Source organism: Arthrobacter humicola, assembly GCF_039531445.1.
Lineage (GTDB): Bacteria > Actinomycetota > Actinomycetes > Actinomycetales > Micrococcaceae > Arthrobacter > Arthrobacter humicola.
This window is the reverse complement of sequence record NZ_BAAAQB010000041.1, coordinates 525,729-541,259: the sequence shown is the minus strand read 5'-3', so window position 1 is coordinate 541,259 and position 15,531 is coordinate 525,729. Positions and strand designations below refer to the sequence as shown.

At 64.6% G+C, this 15,531-nt stretch carries 15 protein-coding genes; 7 read left to right on the top strand and 8 right to left on the bottom strand.

Translation table 11 applies throughout. The features are described 5' to 3' along the window. Nucleotides 1–53 precede the first annotated feature (53 nt). Genes ABD243_RS19050 through ABD243_RS19040 form a run of 3 tightly spaced genes read right to left on the bottom strand, consistent with a single transcriptional unit; the run spans nt 54 to nt 3,309 of the window. On the bottom strand, nt 54–971 hold the full coding sequence (locus ABD243_RS19050) for a carbohydrate ABC transporter permease (RefSeq protein WP_344367927.1): 918 nt from the start codon (nt 969–971) through the stop codon (nt 54–56). Continuing rightward, complete coding sequence (locus tag ABD243_RS19045) at nt 968–1,936, bottom strand: carbohydrate ABC transporter permease (protein WP_344367926.1); 969 nt, start codon at nt 1,934–1,936, stop codon at nt 968–970. The genes ABD243_RS19050 and ABD243_RS19045 overlap by 4 nt, the downstream gene beginning before the upstream one ends. A gap of 26 nt (nt 1,937–1,962) precedes the next feature. Beyond that, entirely contained in the window at nt 1,963–3,309 is a 1,347-nt protein-coding gene (locus tag ABD243_RS19040; protein ID WP_344367925.1) for an ABC transporter substrate-binding protein, read from the bottom strand. A 271-nt stretch (nt 3,310–3,580) separates the two neighbouring features. On the opposite strand from ABD243_RS19040, the gene ABD243_RS19035 reads away from it, so the two are divergent. The 6 genes from ABD243_RS19035 to gad all read left to right on the top strand — a co-directional run bounded on the left by ABD243_RS19035 (nt 3,581) and on the right by gad (nt 9,598). Next, nucleotides 3,581–4,504 carry an AraC family transcriptional regulator gene (locus ABD243_RS19035; RefSeq protein ID WP_344367924.1) on the top strand — a complete coding sequence of 308 codons (924 nt, stop codon included), beginning with the start codon at nt 3,581–3,583 and terminating at the stop codon, nt 4,502–4,504. Nucleotides 4,505–4,507: 3 nt separating this feature from the next. Beyond that, the gene (locus tag ABD243_RS20965) at nt 4,508–4,876 is read left to right on the top strand and encodes an Lsr2 dimerization domain-containing protein (protein ID WP_425547257.1); all 369 of its coding nucleotides are present in this window, start codon (nt 4,508–4,510) and stop codon (nt 4,874–4,876) included. After that, nucleotides 4,866–5,753: a response regulator gene (locus tag ABD243_RS19030; protein WP_344367923.1), complete on the top strand. Its 888-nt coding sequence runs from the start codon at nt 4,866–4,868 to the stop codon at nt 5,751–5,753. Before ABD243_RS20965 ends, ABD243_RS19030 begins: the two co-directional genes overlap by 11 nt. Before the next feature lie 363 nt (nt 5,754–6,116). Beyond that, the gene (locus ABD243_RS19025; RefSeq protein WP_344367922.1) at nt 6,117–7,493 is read left to right on the top strand and encodes a chloride channel protein; all 1,377 of its coding nucleotides are present in this window, start codon (nt 6,117–6,119) and stop codon (nt 7,491–7,493) included. Next, nucleotides 7,486–8,187, top strand: a complete 702-nt coding sequence (locus ABD243_RS19020; protein WP_344367921.1) for a hypothetical protein — start codon at nt 7,486–7,488, stop codon at nt 8,185–8,187. The genes ABD243_RS19025 and ABD243_RS19020 overlap by 8 nt, the downstream gene beginning before the upstream one ends. Before the next feature lie 31 nt (nt 8,188–8,218). After that, on the top strand, nt 8,219–9,598 hold the full coding sequence (gad, locus tag ABD243_RS19015) for a glutamate decarboxylase (protein WP_344367920.1): 1,380 nt from the start codon (nt 8,219–8,221) through the stop codon (nt 9,596–9,598). Nucleotides 9,599–9,891: 293 nt separating this feature from the next. On the opposite strand, the gene ABD243_RS19010 is transcribed toward gad, so the two are convergent. From ABD243_RS19010 to ABD243_RS18995, 4 genes are all read right to left on the bottom strand, one after another. Continuing rightward, on the bottom strand, nt 9,892–10,476 hold the full coding sequence (locus ABD243_RS19010) for an HhH-GPD-type base excision DNA repair protein (protein WP_344367918.1): 585 nt from the start codon (nt 10,474–10,476) through the stop codon (nt 9,892–9,894). A 114-nt stretch (nt 10,477–10,590) separates the two neighbouring features. Continuing rightward, on the bottom strand, nt 10,591–12,303 hold the full coding sequence (locus ABD243_RS19005) for an ABC1 kinase family protein (RefSeq protein WP_344367917.1): 1,713 nt from the start codon (nt 12,301–12,303) through the stop codon (nt 10,591–10,593). Nucleotides 12,304–12,308: 5 nt separating this feature from the next. Beyond that, on the bottom strand, nt 12,309–12,851 hold the full coding sequence (locus ABD243_RS19000; RefSeq protein WP_344367916.1) for a PadR family transcriptional regulator: 543 nt from the start codon (nt 12,849–12,851) through the stop codon (nt 12,309–12,311). 275 nt (nt 12,852–13,126) lie between these two features. Beyond that, on the bottom strand, nt 13,127–13,912 hold the full coding sequence (locus ABD243_RS18995; RefSeq protein ID WP_344367915.1) for an isocitrate lyase/PEP mutase family protein: 786 nt from the start codon (nt 13,910–13,912) through the stop codon (nt 13,127–13,129). Nucleotides 13,913–14,061: 149 nt separating this feature from the next. Between ABD243_RS18995 and ABD243_RS18990 the strand changes: the two genes are divergently transcribed. Next, the gene (locus ABD243_RS18990; RefSeq protein ID WP_344367914.1) at nt 14,062–14,526 is read left to right on the top strand and encodes a phage tail protein; all 465 of its coding nucleotides are present in this window, start codon (nt 14,062–14,064) and stop codon (nt 14,524–14,526) included. Nucleotides 14,527–14,605: 79 nt separating this feature from the next. Here the strand turns inward: ABD243_RS18990 and ABD243_RS18985 are convergent, their stop codons facing one another. Next, nucleotides 14,606–15,298 (bottom strand): hypothetical protein, encoded by a 693-nt coding sequence (locus tag ABD243_RS18985; RefSeq protein WP_344367912.1) that lies wholly within the window; start codon nt 15,296–15,298, stop codon nt 14,606–14,608. Nucleotides 15,299–15,531 lie beyond the last annotated feature (233 nt).

The window sequence follows — 15,531 nt, the reverse complement described above, 5'->3', positions numbered from 1 at the left end:
ATTCCTTTGAGAATCGAAGGGGGCCGGTTACTTGACGGCGCTATTTGACGGCGCTATTTCACGGCGCCGAGGGAGAGTCCCTGGACGAGTTTGTCCTGGGCGGCAAAACCGGCGAAGAGTACGGGCAGGGAGATCACGACGGCGGCGGCGCAGACCTTGGCGAGGAACAGTCCTTGTCCTGAGACGAAGCCGGTGAGGAAGACCGGGGCGGTGCCGGCCACGACGCCGGTGAGGACCCGGGCGAGGAGGAGTTCGTTCCAGCTGAAGATGAAGCAGATCAGCGCGGTGGCGGCGATGCCGGGCATCGCGACGGGGGCGACGACCTTCCGGAGCGTCAGCAACAGGCCCGCGCCGTCGATCTGGGAGGCCTCGAGCATTTCAACGGGCACTTCGTCGAGGAAAGAGCGCATCATCCACACGGCGATGGGCAGGTTCATCGACGTGTACATCAGGCCCAGGAACCAGATGTTGTCCAGCGCCCCGGCGGTTTTGGCGAAAAGGTAGAGCGGCAGGACGGCCGCGACGACGGGCATCATCTTGGTGGAGAGGAAGAAGAACATGACGTCGGTCCACTTCTTCACCGGCCGGATGGACAGGGCGTAGGCGGCCGGGATGGCCAGCAACAGGACGAGGACGGTGGAGAAGATCGAGGCGGTGGCGGAGTTGATCAGCGACGGCCACGGGCTGACGCCGGAAGTTGCCCCGAAGAATTCCTTGTAGGCGTCCAGGTTAAGGTCGGCGGCGATGGAGGGCGGGTTCGTCGCGGCGTCCGTTTCCGAGTGGAACGAGGTCAGGATCATCCACAGGACCGGTACCGCGAACAGCAGGGCCAGCAGCCAGGCGGCGATGCCGGCGGCCGTGTTGTTGCGCGTGGGGTCCATGCGTGACTTGCCCCGGCGTCGGGAACCGGTAGTGCGGGCGGGCGGGGCGGGGACTGATGCCCGGGGTTCGGCCGGGGTGAGCGTGCTCATCGTGCTGCCTCCTTCTTGAAGAGCGAGAATACGGTGCGGAGTGCGAAGGTTGCCACGATGATGGTGCCGATGACCACCACGACGCCGGCGGCGGACGCCAGCCCGTATTCGTTGGCGTAGTAGAACGTCTCATAGATGGCGTAGGGCAGGTTGGCCGTGCCCAGGCCGCCGGAGGTGATGACGAACGTAGCGTCGAAATTCTGCACGATGTAGATGGCCCCGAGCAGTCCGCCGAGTTCCATGTACTGCCGCAGGTGCGGCAGCGTGAGGTGGCGGAAGATGTCCCAGGGGCTTGCGCCGTCCATCTGGGCGGCTTCGACGGTGTCCATCGGACGGGACTGAAGGCCGGCGAGGAGGATGAGCATCATGAACGGAGTCCACTGCCAGACCAGCGAGACGATGATGGCCATTAGGGGCGCCTGGGACAACAGGTCCGGCTGGGGCGGGGCGTCGCTGCCAAAGAGCGACCAAATCCAGGTGAGGGCGCCGTTGATCAGGCCGTAGACGGGGTTGAGGATGGCATGCTTCCAGATGAGCGCCGCGGCAACCGGAACTATGAGGAACGGTGCGATCAGCAGGGTTCGGGCCAGGCCGCGGCCAATGAACTTCTTGTCCAGGAGCAGGGCCAGGCCAAGGCCGAGGACCAGGCTGGCTAGGACCACCGAGACGGTCTCGACAATGGTGGTGACGATCGCCTGCAGCATGTAGGGATCGGTGAGTACCTGGATGTAGTTCTCAATGCCGGCGAACCCGGTCTTGTCCGGGCTCAGGCTGTTCCAGTTCATGAACGAGATGATCAGGGTCACCACGAACGGAAGCTGGGTGACAATGATGAGGAAGATCAGTGCCGGCAGCAGCGGTGCACGCCGTGCCCAGGCCACGGCGCGTTCCCGCGCGCTGGCGTTCTTGGAAGGTTTGGCTGTGCTGCTCCCGTGCCGGGAGACGCGCGCCGTTGCGGTAGTCATGATGTTCTCCTGCGGTTCGGTTGTTGCTACTTGTACTTGTCGCCGACTTTTTGTGCGGCTTCCTGGCCCTTGGCCACGGCATCGGCCACGGAGCCCTGGCCGGCGATGGCAGAGCTGACACCTTGGGACACTCTGGTGCCCAGGGCGGCGAACTCGGGGATACCGACAAATTGGATGCCGACAGCCGGCCGCGGCTGGACGCCGGGGTTTTTCGGATCGGCGTTTTCAATGGCAAAGCGTTCGGCTTTGAAGAATGGCGCTGCCTGCTGGAAGTCGGCGTTCTCGTAGGTGGAGATGCGCTTGCCGGACGGGACCTTGGCCCAGCCGAGCTTGGCAGCGACCAGTTCCTCGTACTTCTTGGAACTGGCCCAGGCAATGAACTTCCCGGCAGCGTCCTGCTTCTTGGAAGCCGCCTGCATGGCCCAGGACCAGGTCCACAGCCAGCCCGAGGACTTAGTCTCCTTCACCGGGGCCTGGGCGTACCCAATCCTCCCCTTCACAGGGGAGGCCTCCGCTTCCAGTGCCCCGGCCGCCGAGGTGGCGTCGTACCACATCGCGGTCTTGCCCTGGCTCATGTTGTTCAGGCACTCGGTGAACCCGGCCTGGGCGGCCCCTGCTTCGCCGTGGTCGCGGACCAGCTTGGTGTAGAAATCGACCGCCGCGGTGAACTCGGGAGCGTTGACCTTTGCGTTCCAGTCCTTGTCGAACCAGGTCCCGCCGAACGTGTTCACCACGGTGGTCAGGGGTGCGAAGACCTGGCCCCAGCCGGGCTCGCCGCGCAGGCAGATGCCCTTCATCCCCGGCGCTGCCCCGTCGACCTTGGCGGCGAGGGCTGCGACCTCGTCCCACGTCGGTTTCTCCGGCATCGTTAGGCCCTTGGCGTCGAAGATGTCTTTCCGGTACATCAGGAAGGAAGACTCACCGTAAAACGGTTCACCATAGAGCTTGCCGTCCTTGCCGGTCAGGGAGGCGGTGTAGGCCGGCAGGATGTCCGCCTGGTTGAACTCGGCATTCTTGGCCACGTTGTCCAGCGGTGCCAGCCAGCCGTTGGCGGAATAGAAGGGGATTTCGTAGTTGGACAGCGACGCAATGTCGTACTGGCCGGCCTGGCTCGAGAATTCCTGGCTGATTTTGGCTCGGACGTCGTTTTCCGGCAGGACGGTGTAGTTGACCCTGATTCCGGTTTCCTTGGTGAAGTTATCAGCGGTGAGCCGCTGCAGGTCCTCCATTTGGGGGTTGTTCACCATCAGGACATTGATGCTGTTGGGGTCACCGGCGGAATTGCCGCCACCGGCGCCTGCGCAGGCCGAGGCGCTGAGTGCCACGCACAGGGCGCCTGCCGCCAACGTGGCGACGCGTATTTTTGCGCGCATTAAGGACTCCTTTGTTCTTCAGGGGGTGCGATGCTGCCCATTCCGACTGCTGCGTCGGGGTGCGGGGCCGAAGACGGGCGACCGGCTCGAGGCCGGTTGCCGTGCTGCTGTTCCTCAAGATTAGGCCTGTGGGGTATGACACAACTAGCGTCCTGGTTGCCAATTTCTGATACTAATTTTCGCCGCTCTTCTTCCAAGAAGCCGCTAACCTAGGGGAAGGCGCTTAGGTGCCGTCCAGATTTCATAACCACTCACCAAACGGAGAATTGCAATGACTGCCGCGGAGCCTCTCGACGGAGCAACTGCCAGGCTGGCCGAACGGCTGCTGGGAATGCACGCCAACCGGGAGGTTATCCCGCCCGACCCCAACCACTCGGTCCGGTGGCATGAGCACGACTACCCCAGCCCTGTGGCGCGCTGGAATTATCATCCCGAGTACGAGATCCACCTCATCCGCAAGGGCACCGGAAAATTCATCGTCGGAGACCACATCGGCACCTTCGAGGCCGGCCAGGTGTCTCTCGTGGGGTCGGGGCTGCCGCATGATTGGGTCAGCGACCTTGAGCCCGGCGAAGTCCTGGAGAAGCGGGACGCAGTCATCCAGTTTGACGGAAAATGGGTCGAGCAGACCGCTGCCCTGGTCCCAGAACTGGCCGAACTCAAACCCCTGCTGGAACAGTCCGCACGCGGCGTCGAGTTCCTGGGCCGCTCAGCCGCGTCGGCCGCAGCGTCCATCGAGGCGATCGGTGCGTCCACCGGCTTGGATCGGCTCCGCCACCTCTTGGAGCTATTTACAATTCTGGCGCGGGCGCCCCAGGAGGAACGGCGCTACCTTGCCGACGAATGGTTCAGGCCGCAGCTGGACGGCCAGGCCGCGGCCGTGGTGGACATGGTTCTCGAGTACGTATTCAGCAACCACGCCGGCAGCGTCAAGATGTCGGAGGCCGCAGCCATGGTGGGGATGCCGGAGCCGACATTCTCGAAGTACTTCAAACGTGCCACCGGCCAGAACTTCAGTGACCTGGTCCGGAAACTTCGACTGGCCCACGCACGGCGCCTGCTGGAGCGGAGCGAAAAAGCGATCTCCGAGATCTGTTACGAAGTCGGCTTCTCGAATCTGTCCAACTTCAACCGGCACTTTCTCAACGACGCAGGGGAAACTCCGCGGCAGTACCGGCAGCGAGTCCAAAGCTGACCACTGCGCGCCATTCCAAGCTACGACTTAGCCGCCGGCGACATCAATGTCCGGCTGATCGATGATCTTTCTGGGGAGGATGCCGAGGATGCCGAGGAAGCCGTGCGGTTCTCAACCGAGGGCACCGACTACGGAATAGACCTGTCAGCCGGGAACGCGGCCGAACTGCGCTGTTGCCCGGAGGCTGTTAGGACTAAGCGGGTATTAGGTCTAGCGTGGGGAGAAAGGACCGGCGCGCATGAATGCGCGCCGGCAGGGGGGCCGGATGGGGATCCGGGTTCGTCTTCGCATCAGTGGGGCCGGCGTCAGGGATTCACTAACAACGCCTCTGGGGTCTCAAAGGCGAAAGAACGGAACAGCAATGATGGCTGACCCGGAAAACCACCCGCACAACAGCTTTGCCGGCCGAGGCGTGTATCTGCTGGACGACCACGAGGTCGTGAGGCGGGGCCTGCGTCAACTGATCGAGTCCGATGGCCTGAGCGTCGCCGGGGAATCAGGATCCGCCCGCGAAGCAGTCCGGCGGATCCCTGCCCTTCGCCCGGAGCTGGTCATTCTTGACGATGATCTTCCCGACGGTTCCGGTGAAGACGTGTGCCGGGCCATCACCGCGGCCGACCCGGGCATCCGCTGCGTGCTGATGACCGCGGACACCGACGAAGCCGTGCTGATCGAATCCATTCTGGCGGGCGCTCGGGGGTGCCTGTCCAAGCAGGACGACAGCAGCGAACAACTCAGGCTCATCCGCCGGGCCCTGGCCGGGCATACCGCGTACAGCGCCCGGTTCCATCCGGCGCTCGTGGCCCCGTTCTCCCTGCTCGGGCCGCAAGGGCAGGACGAGAGACTCCAGAGACTCTCAAAGCGGGAAATGACTGCCGCCATCGGCCTGGCGAAAGGGCTGAGCAACCGCCAGATCAGCCAGGAGATGTTCCTGGCAGAAAAGACCGTGAAGAACATGGTCTCGACCATCCTGATGAAACTCGGCATGGCACGCAGGACCCAGGCCGCCGTGCTCGTCACCAGAGCCCTGGGCCACGTCGAAGACCCCGCCGACGGCGGCTACCGGTTCAGCCGGTTCCCGGATCTGGTCGCCGAAGTCACGGCCGCGCTGCTGAACTGCACCAGCGAGGCCCCCACCGTGCCGCCCACAGACGGCGTGCGGGCAGGGGATGCCCTCCGGCTTGCCGATGCCCTTGCCGCGACCGGGGCCGTACGGATGGTCATCCACCCTCAACCAAGCCGCACGTAGGAGCCAGGGGCGCGAACGGCGTTCCCGGGTCCGGGCAAGCAGGAAGACCGGCTCCCGGAGTATCCATTGGTGGATGACCCGTTCTCTTTCACCCGCGTTGGGTGACGACTGCCCCCACCGGAAGCGTTAGCGTGAAGAACACGTGATTGACCAGCCTCTATCGCTTGTGCGACCTCACTGAACGCTCCCGCCGTCGAGCGGAGGGCCAGCGGAAGGAGCAGGGATGCTCAACTGGTACCACGGGCGCACCGCACCCGTTCTCCAGGTCCTATCGGCGCCTCCGTTTGCTGGGGGCCGTCTTTCGGACGGACGATGGAGATTCGGGTTGACCCGAATCGTCACAGTCGCACCGGGTTGCCCGGAATGAGCGAGCCTGCGGCGTCGCCGCCCAGTATCGATCCGACCGTCGTGATTCGTTCCAGGCCATACATCGCAGCGCTCGTGCTGGCAGCGGTCTTGGGCGTTCCCATCTCGGTCATTGCCTACGGTTTTCTCGCTCTGGTCGCGGCGGTCCAGCGGTTCGTCTTCGTCGGGCTGCCGAGTCAAGTCCTCGGGGGTTCTGCTCCTGCGTGGTGGCCGGTTCCGTGGTTGGTGCTGTGTGGGCTGTTGACGGCGTTGACCATCCGGTATCTGCCCGGAACCGGGGGCCACTCACCCGCGTTCGGATTCAAGACAGGCGGCGGTCCGCCCAGCAGTCGGGAACTCGTGGGCATCGTTCTCGCGGCACTGACTACGCTCAGCCTGGGTGCCGTGCTCGGGCCCGAGGGGCCGCTGATCGCGATCGGTGGCGGCCTCGGGGCGTTGGCGGTGCACCTCGTGAAGAAGGACGCTCCGCCGATGGCCCTGACGATCATGGCGTCGGCTGGCAGCTTCGCAGCGATCAGTACCCTGCTCGGCTCGCCCGTGCTCGGTGCATTCCTGATCATGGAGGCTGCCGGGATCGGGGGAATGACGCTGAGTCTGGTGGCCCTGCCCGGACTGATCGCATCTGGTGTGGGGGCGCTGGTGTTCGTCGGCTTGGACGGGTGGACCGGGTTGGGCAGCTTCTCGCTGGCGCTGCCCGCGGTGCCGCCTGCGGTGCCGCCGACGTTGGCGACGATGGGCTGGGCGGTGATCATGGGCGCGGCCGGCGCGCTGTTGGGATGGTTGATTCGCTGGGTCGCGTTGTCGCTTCGTCCGGTCGTGCATCTGAACCGGGTGTTGGTGACGTCTGCGCTGGGCTTGCTGATCGGTCTTACCGCGATGGCGTACCAGCTGATCTCCGCGCACAGCTTCACGCAGGTGTTGTTCTCGGGGCAGGACGCACTTCCGGAGCTGGTCGCAGACGCCGCGGACTACCCGCTTGCTGTGCTGGTCCTGCTGATCTCCTGTAAGACCCTGGTCTATGGGCTCTCGCTGAGCGCATTTCGTGGTGGGCCGGTGTTCCCGTCGATGTTCATCGGTGCGGCGCTCGGTATTGCTGCGAGTGGGTTGCCCGGAATGAATCTCGCGGCAGCGATCGGCATGGGCATAGGAGCCATGTGCGCGGCCATGCTGCGGCTGCCGTTGACGTCGACGCTGCTGGCCACACTGCTGCTGGGAGTGGACGGTGTGGCCGTAACACCCCAGGTGGTGGTGGCTGTGGCGGTGTCCTTCGTGATGATCAATGTGCTCCCGGTCCCGGGCCCCAGGGCGCCCGCGGCGCCTGACGATCCAGGCAGCGTCCAACATCGGGCTTCCTCTGGGGTCGACCATGACTGAGATCTCGAGCGCGCGCCGTTCGACCATACGGGACCGGTGGATCGCATGGTTGTTCATCATTGGCTCGAGTCTGTTCGCTTTGGGGGCGGTGCCGTCATACTCCGAGGCCGTGGGATTGCGCTGGTGTGCCGCCACATTCTTCGTCGGTTCGCTGTTCTTCACCTCTGCGGCATTCCTGCAGTACCGCGAAGCCGCTGACGCGCTTCCGGCCGTGCGTGCCACTGCGCGCCACTCGCCTTGGGTCTGGGCGCCGCGGAATCTCGTTTGGCTCGCTGCCGCGGTTCAACTTGCCGGCACACTGTGGTTCAACTGGAGTACGGGAAACGCGGTGCGGGATAATCTCAGCGCGGCGCTGACCGACCAGCGGGTGTGGCGACCCGACGCTCTGGGATCAGTCGCCTTCCTCGGTGCCAGCGGTGTGGCGCTGCGCGATGCGGGCCGCGGCGCCATCCCCGGCCGGCCCAGGCCCCGGACATGGAAGATCGCCGTCATCAACGTGGCCGGTTCGGTTGCGTTCGGCATCTCGGCGGTCGCGGCCTTTGTCATCCCCTCGAGCGGCGACGTCTGGAACGCCGAACTGTCCAATCTCGGCACACTCGTGGGAGCCCTGTGCTTCCTCACCGGTGCGATTCTCATGCTGGGTCCGGAATCCACCGACGTCTCGGTTCAAACGGACCGGGGAACTCATCCGTAGCCCCCTTTCAACAGTTTCTGAAGGAGAAGTGATGTCAGTAAATTCCCAGCCGGCGGATGCCGACGTGGCGCTGTTCGGCAACCGATTTATCACCCAGGAGGTTCCGAGCCGGGACTTCCCGGAGACCGGCATTCCTGCTCAGGACGCTTTGCGGTTGGTGTCGGAGGACTTGGCGCTGGAGGGTGATCCCGCCCGGAATCTGGCGACCTTCGTGACGACATGGATGGAGCCACAGGCCCAGGAGATCATTGCAGCGAACCTGCACCGCAATTTCATCGACCACGCCGAATATCCCCGCACGGCCGAGATCGAGCAGCGCTGCATCCGGATGCTCGCAGACCTCTTCCACGCACCCGGCGAGACGACGGGAGCCCGAACCCAGGGATCGTCCGAGGCGATCATGCTCGGCGGTCTGTCCCTGAAGTGGAACTGGCGCAAGCGTCGCGAGGCTGCCGGCGCGTCGACGTCGAGCCCGAACCTGGTGTTCGGCGGCGACGTGCATGTCGTGTGGGAGAAGTTCTGCCGCTACTTCGACGTCGAGCCGCGGATCGTGCCACTGCAGCCGGGGAAGTACACGATCGGCCCGGACGACGTGCAGGCCCATGTCGATGAGAACACCATCGGCGTCGCGGCCGTGCTGGGGACGACGTTCACCGGGCACAAAGACGACATCGTCGGCATCAACGACCTGCTGGTGCAGATCAAGAATGAGCGGGGCCTTGATGTGCCGTTGCACGTGGACGCGGCCAGCGGGGGGTTCGTCTGGCCCTTCCTCTACCCGGACTCCGAGTGGGACTTCCGGCTCGAGCAGGTCCGTTCGATCAATGTCTCCGGGCACAAGTTCGGCCTGGTCTATCCCGGCATCGGCTGGCTGATCTTCCGGGAGAAAGCGGACCTCGCCAAGGATCTCGTCTTCGAGGAGAACTACCTCGGCAAGACCGACTCGACCTTCACCCTGAACTTCTCCACCGGCTCGTCGATGGTTCTCGCCCAGTACTACAACTTCGTGCGCTATGGCCGCGCCGGTTACACGTACATCATGCAGAACATGCAGACCAACGCCCGCGTCCTGGCTGAGAAGCTGGACGCCATGGGCCGGTTCGAGATCATCGGCGCCGCCGAGGAGCAACTTCCCCTGGTGGCGTTCCGGCTCGCCTCCGACCCCGGGTACGACGAGTTCGACATTGCCTGGCAACTCTCGGCCGAGCGCGGCTGGATGGTGCCGGCCTACACACTGCCGCCGAACGCCCAAGACGTGACGATCATGCGCGCCCTGGTCAAGGAAACGTTGAGCCGCGAGCACGTAGACACGCTCGCCCGCGACATCGAAGAGGCGTGCTCCACGCTGGCGAAGAAGGGCGGCGCGCACGAATCCGAACGAAACAAGATCATCATCGGACCCGGTCATTGACCCAAGGCAACGGTGACACCCCGGGCCTGACCGGCGGGGAGAGGTCCTCAGCGGCTTTGCTTTGGCTTCCACCTTCATGCGGCACGGCCTGATCGACGAAGTCCCTCTTGGCTGCGCCGCGGTGTTGCCGGACGTATGAGGAAGCCTCCGCGCGAATCCAGGACTCAAGCGCGGAGGCTCCCGGCTCTCCAAGCTGGGGGGAACTGGAGAGCCGGTCTGAGTCTACTAGCACGCCTGACGTCCCGGCCGATCGCGTGCGGCGCGGCCTTCGGGTCAACGGAGGCGGAGGCTGATCAGCGCTCGGATGCCTTCGCGGCTTTAATAGCGGCCTTGGCAGCCTGCTTGCTGGCGCGCACCTTTATCAGCGACTCGGGGTCCACGATGTCTGCGACAGAAAGATATGTGCTCTCCTGGCCATAGGGGTCCGCAGCCTCACGCCAGCCTTGTGCCTGGAGTCCGCACTGCTTGCCGAGTAGTGCGAGGAAGATCTTTGCCTTTTGCTCTCCGAAGCCGGGCAATCCCTTCAACCTGCGAAGCACTTCCTGGCCATCAGGGCTGTCCTGGTTCCAGATGGCAGTTGCGTCCCCATTCCAATCGTGCTGCACGGTCGCGGCGAGGTCCTGGACGCGGCTGGCCATGGAGCTAGGGAAGCGGTGGATGGACGGACGCTCCTTGAAGATCTCAACGAAGCCTGCGGGGTCATATTCGGCGATTGCGGCCGGGGCCATGGACCCGATGCGCGTCCGGATCTTTTCGGGTCCGGCAAACGCAGACTCCATGGTCACCTGCTGGTCAAGCAGCATGCCGATGAGGAGTGCGAACGGGTCATTGCTGAGCAGTTGGTCGGCGGCGGGGTCGCCAGTGATGTGCAGTTCCATGCGCCCATCCTCCCACCTGCTCCGAGCTGCGTCATGGCACCTACAGGGATTGATGAGGACCGGGAACCGCCGGTGGCCGACGACGAATTGCCCGGTCCCGGCTCGCCAGTTCACTCAGAGGCCGCGGCGCCCTAGCCATAGCCCGTGCAGCAGCGGAACCACTGACACGATCATTAGCACGCTGCCGAGCACCGTGTCGTCCGCCCGGACCACGGAACCGGCGATGAGCAGGGCGGCGAATATCAGCGCCGATGCCGCTCGCTGCGCCGTGCGGTCCAGCCGTGCCATTTGCCGCTCGAGACGCGGATTAGCCACGGATACTGCGCCGTCTTCGATGCGGCTGACAAGCCCATCCAGGCGTTTCGGCAGACGCAGGGCGACCCCGGCGGCGTCGAGCGCCTGCTGAGCCACGTCCTGCACGATGTTGCCACGCTCGTCGCGCAGCAACTGCGCCGCATAGGGTTCCACCGCGTCCCACAGATTGAACCGGGCGTCCAGCGAGCTGCACACACCCGAGGTCAGTGACATGGCCCGGATGATGAGCAGGAAATTCTCCGGCAACTGGAACGGCAGCGAGCGAACCAGGTCGCCGAACTCCACCGCAAATTCAAGGAACTCCCGCTGGTCCACCTCGCGAAGCTCGGCGAAGCCCATCCCACCAAACCGGGCGAACAGGTGCGTCATCGCCCGCTCAAGCTCGGCTTTGTCGGCCGATGGCACCAGCACACCCACGTCGCTGATTGCGCTCACCAGGCCCTTGCCGTCACGCGAGGCAGCCGCGATCAGAAGTTTCCGCAGGCCGCTGCGAGTGCTGGGTGGAACCTCGCCCATCATGCCGAAGTCGATGAACGTCAGCTTCCAGGGGCGCCCCGCGGATGAACCGGTAACCGGAGTGACAAAGATGTTTCCGGGGTGCGGATCTGCATGGAAGAAGCCGTTGGTGAACATCTGGTCGAACATGACCGACGCGAAGACCGGGGCAACCTGCGCCGGATCGATGCCCGCCGCAAGAAGTGCCTCCGAGTCCGTGATCTTGATCGCCGTGACATCTTCGAGGATGAGCACGCGGCGGGTGCTCCACTCCCATGCCACGTCGGGTACATCCACGCGGTCGTCGTCGGCGAAATCAGCCGCGAAGCGCTCTGCATTCGCTGCCTCATGCAGGTAGTCGATCTCCTCAAGACTGGTTTGCGCAAACTCCTCGACCAGGGCGGCCATGTCGGCCCGATCGGACACCAGTCGCACGTGGCTGAGCCAGCCGCCCACTTTGCGCAGTGCCGCCAGGTCGACGTCGACAATCGCGTCGATGCCCGGGCGCTGCACCTTCAACACCACCCTGTCGAGCCCCGCGTCGGCGGCATTGGCGGGAAGGAGCCGTGCCAGGTGCGCCTGCCCGAGCGATGCGGCGGCGATTGGGGTCTCCTCGACCGAGGCGAAAACCTGGTTCAGGGCCACACCCAGCTCGGCCTCGGCAAGTGCACGGATCGCGGGGAACGGGACAGGGGGCACCTCGTCCTGCAGTCCCTCAAGCTCCTTGGTGATCTCGGGCGGAAGTACGTCGAGCCTGGACGACAGGAACTGACCGACCTTGATCATCAGGCCGCCCAGATTTACCGCGAGCACGTGGAAGTGCTGCGCGAAGCTCCGCATCCTCTTCGCCCGGGTGCGCTCGGCAACTCGGCCTAGCCCGATGCGGGGGAGGAACAGCTCAAACCACCAGGTCAGGGCGAGATGCCACGCTGCGAAGCGCAGGATGCGACGGTAACGGGCACGGGTGTCTCCGGCGCCGGGGACCGGATCTGCTCGTTCCCGACGAACCGACGTCACCCCCGTCAGTCCTGGGCGAGGATCGAATACAGGCGACGACGTGCCTCGTGCAGCACCGCCACGGCCTGCTGCACCTGCTCCGGAGAGCCGGTGCGACCCACCTGAGACGCGGCCTGGGCGAGCTCGACGCCGGCCTTCGGCAGGGCCGCGAATCCGGTGCCAGATGCCGGGCCCGTTGACTCCCATGGTGCTGACGCATCGGCATGGGCTACATCCTCCCGGCCTGCTTCGGTCAACGAGTAAATCTTGCGACCGTTGGACTCTTCGGCACGGATCAACCCCTCATCGGCCAGCAGTTGCAGCGTGGGGTAGACGGAGCCGGCGCTCGGCTTCCAGCTGCCATTGCTCCGCTCCTCGATTTCACGGATGATCTGATAGCCGTGCATCGGCCGCTCCGCGAGCAGGGCCAGCACCGCGGACCGCACCTCGCCTCGCCCCGCGCGGGTGCCCGAGCGCTTCTCAAATCTTGAACGCAGCTCTTCGACGGCCTGCCACATGCCGTCGATGTTGGGACCGCCAAATCCGCCAGCCGAGTATGAATTACGCATACTGCTCTCCTTAGTGAATCCCGAACGATACTCAACGATACATTCCGATATACGCGATAACCAGCAGCGCGAGAAGCCGGGGGAGGGAGGCCGGATTGCCCCAACATCGAGCGCGGTAGTTGGACGGCGCCTGTGCCGGAGCTCGACCCTGGCCGCGGTGGCACAGAGGGCGTGCGCAAAATGTGCCCACCCTGGCCGTCGGACTTTTTCCGTGATGACCTCCGGTGCGGGTTCGGGCTGCGGCTAGGTGGGTGGCCGGTGCCCGATGGCGGCGGTCAGCCCGTGAGGCGCTGGCTGAAGGACACGAGACGCGATTGCATCTCCCAGTATGGAGTGGCGGCCGGCGCCTGCTTGCCGTCGCGCAGGGCGCTGACCACGTTTACCGCCGCGTCAACTGCCGCGCGGTACGGCAGGGAACCGGAACTCACCCGCCGAACCCCCAGATCACCCAGCTCGGCAACAGTCAGCGAGGGATGGGCCAGCACGTTGACCGGCAGCCCGATGCCGGCGGTGACTATCTGGATGTCCTCCGGCACCACAAGTCCCGGGACAAAGATCCCGTCCGCCCCGGCGTCGGCATAGACACCCGCCCGGAGCAGGACGGCATCCACAGTGGCCTGTTCGCCGAACCATATGTTGTCCACCCGCGCGTTGACGAACACAGCCGGGCTGCGCCGCTTGACGGCGGCAACCTTGTTGGCAAAGGCTGCTGGATCGACAAGATGCCCGCCCGTGCTGTCCTCCAGGTTGACCCCGGCCACGCCAAGGGTAGCCAGTTGGGCCACAAGTTCCGCAACCTCGGCGGGGTCATCGGAGTAGCCGTCCTCGATGTCCGCCGTGACGTGTACAGGCAGGCGGCACAGCTGCGCCACCAGTGCGGTGGTTGCCGCTTTGCTGGACCGGCCTCCGTCCGGCAGGCCGGCACTTGCCGCAATGCCAAAACTGGTGGTGCCGACGGCGGTGAATCCCGCTGTCGCAAATGCCAAGGCTGATCCGACGTCCCACGCATTGGGCAGCAGGAGCGGTGCCGTCGTGTGGTGGAGTTCCCGAAAAGTGGCCATTTTCATTCCCATCCCCTGCCAACCGAATAGGTGAATCCCTGCTCAGTGTACAAACGCGGCCGGGCGCCGCAAGGGATCGACGTTTCGGACGCCCGCGCAGCACGTCGTCACGTTATCGTTGGTCCCATCACATCTGACCAGGAGGCCGCATGCCGTACGTCGTTGACTTTGAGAACGTTTCCACTGTCGGCCTGGAATCGTCTCCCGTTGCCGAGGCGCTCGCCGGGTTGCGCGCCAACGAGGTCCGCTACTACCGGAACAAGTACGATCACGTCTTCACTGTTAGCCCTGCGACCGAGCTTCCGGAGGTGGTCGAGCGGGTGAGCCGCATCCTCAAGGAGGAGCGCGACATCGTCATCGGCTCACGCCCGCTCGAAGCGGCCGCCTTCGAAGTGGACGGTTTGCGGATGGCTTACGTGTTCTACGAGTCGGGGCTGTCCATCAACGTCATGTACAGCATCGAGGACGGCGGGAAGCGAGCGGTCGGATTCAAGCTTGCCGAAGGCATGGAGATTCCGGAGGAACTGGCGACACGGTTCAAGTTCGCTCGCCAGAAGTCGAAGCTGGCAGGCGTTATCCGCGGCTCCTTCTTCGTGATCAAGGGCGAGTACTGACCGGTTGACGTTGCGCGCCCGGTGGGGCTTCGGCCGGAATCGCACTGCTCGTTCGCGGTGCCAGGGATGACGGTCAGGGTCACTCAAGGCTAATGAGTTTGGCCGTACTCAAAGTGATCCATTCCTTTAGGGAGATGCTCTGGTGGCTGTCCCAGCGGGGGTAGGTGAGCCAGACCTTGCCTTTGCGGTCAAAGTCGACATTCACCAGGTTGTCGAGCGCGGTCCGGGGCCAGCGCGCTACTGCACGGTTGCCGGTGAACTCGACGAGGCGCTGCGGAGCGGTCATCCAGGCCGGCTCTTTGCCCGGTTTGCGGGCCGGCAGGGAGATCACGCGGCCGGACTCCGGGACCAGAGCTTTGGGGTTGACCAGTTTCTTGATGGCGCTGCCGCCTTCGAACGTGCTCAGGACGGTGTCAGAGGTGAGGAATTCGTCGCCGCCGAAGGTTGTGGACCGGCGGTAGAAGCAGATGCGGCCGTCGACGCTGAGGAAGGCAGTGCCGTCGTCTTCGTTTTCAAGGGGCCAGCCGAGGGACAGGGCGACGAAATGCCACGTGGTCCAGTCGGTGCCGCTCGTGACGGCGGCGAGGCTGGTCGGCACGGAGCGCTTTAGTAGTCGCTTGCTGGCCCGTCCCAGAATACGTTCCATACGGTCCGCGGCGGCGCGGCGTGCCGACTCATAGATCCCGGGGACGGTCTCATTGGCGGCGCCTCCGGCGACGAGAGCGTGGGTTATCTCCGCTTTCGGTCTACGCCCCGCATGTTCGAACGACATCACAGCTCTCCACTGTTGGTGCTTCGCCCTCCGGTCACCTCGCGGCGCGAAGGCTTCCGCATCAGCTTATGTCGCGCCCGAGGGCCTGAAGCGGGCGGACGCCCAATGTTCATCGAACGATCACCGAGCCCGCTCAGTCCCGGGCGCAGCCGTCATCACGTCATACGCAAGAGGACGACGGCGGAAGCTGCCCGCCGTCGTCCTCTTGCTTTTGGTTTTTGACGTCTATCGCT

What these genes read in the sequence shown, in the direction of transcription:
- ABD243_RS19050 (WP_344367927.1), bottom strand. Translation starts at nt 971, where the DNA reads ATGAGCACGCTCACCCCGGCCGAACCCCGGGCATCAGTCCCCGCCCCG.
- ABD243_RS19045 (WP_344367926.1), bottom strand. Translation starts at nt 1,936, where the DNA reads ATGACTACCGCAACGGCGCGCGTCTCCCGGCACGGGAGCAGCACAGCC.
- ABD243_RS19040 (WP_344367925.1), bottom strand. Translation starts at nt 3,309, where the DNA reads ATGCGCGCAAAAATACGCGTCGCCACGTTGGCGGCAGGCGCCCTGTGC.
- ABD243_RS19035 (WP_344367924.1), top strand. Translation starts at nt 3,581, where the DNA reads ATGACTGCCGCGGAGCCTCTCGACGGAGCAACTGCCAGGCTGGCCGAA.
- ABD243_RS19030 (WP_344367923.1), top strand. Translation starts at nt 4,866, where the DNA reads ATGATGGCTGACCCGGAAAACCACCCGCACAACAGCTTTGCCGGCCGA.
- ABD243_RS19025 (WP_344367922.1), top strand. Translation starts at nt 6,117, where the DNA reads ATGAGCGAGCCTGCGGCGTCGCCGCCCAGTATCGATCCGACCGTCGTG.
- ABD243_RS19020 (WP_344367921.1), top strand. Translation starts at nt 7,486, where the DNA reads ATGACTGAGATCTCGAGCGCGCGCCGTTCGACCATACGGGACCGGTGG.
- gad (WP_344367920.1), top strand. Translation starts at nt 8,219, where the DNA reads ATGTCAGTAAATTCCCAGCCGGCGGATGCCGACGTGGCGCTGTTCGGC.
- ABD243_RS19010 (WP_344367918.1), bottom strand. Translation starts at nt 10,476, where the DNA reads ATGGAACTGCACATCACTGGCGACCCCGCCGCCGACCAACTGCTCAGC.
- ABD243_RS19000 (WP_344367916.1), bottom strand. Translation starts at nt 12,851, where the DNA reads ATGCGTAATTCATACTCGGCTGGCGGATTTGGCGGTCCCAACATCGAC.
- ABD243_RS18995 (WP_344367915.1), bottom strand. Translation starts at nt 13,912, where the DNA reads ATGGCCACTTTTCGGGAACTCCACCACACGACGGCACCGCTCCTGCTG.
- ABD243_RS18990 (WP_344367914.1), top strand. Translation starts at nt 14,062, where the DNA reads ATGCCGTACGTCGTTGACTTTGAGAACGTTTCCACTGTCGGCCTGGAA.
- ABD243_RS18985 (WP_344367912.1), bottom strand. Translation starts at nt 15,298, where the DNA reads ATGTCGTTCGAACATGCGGGGCGTAGACCGAAAGCGGAGATAACCCAC.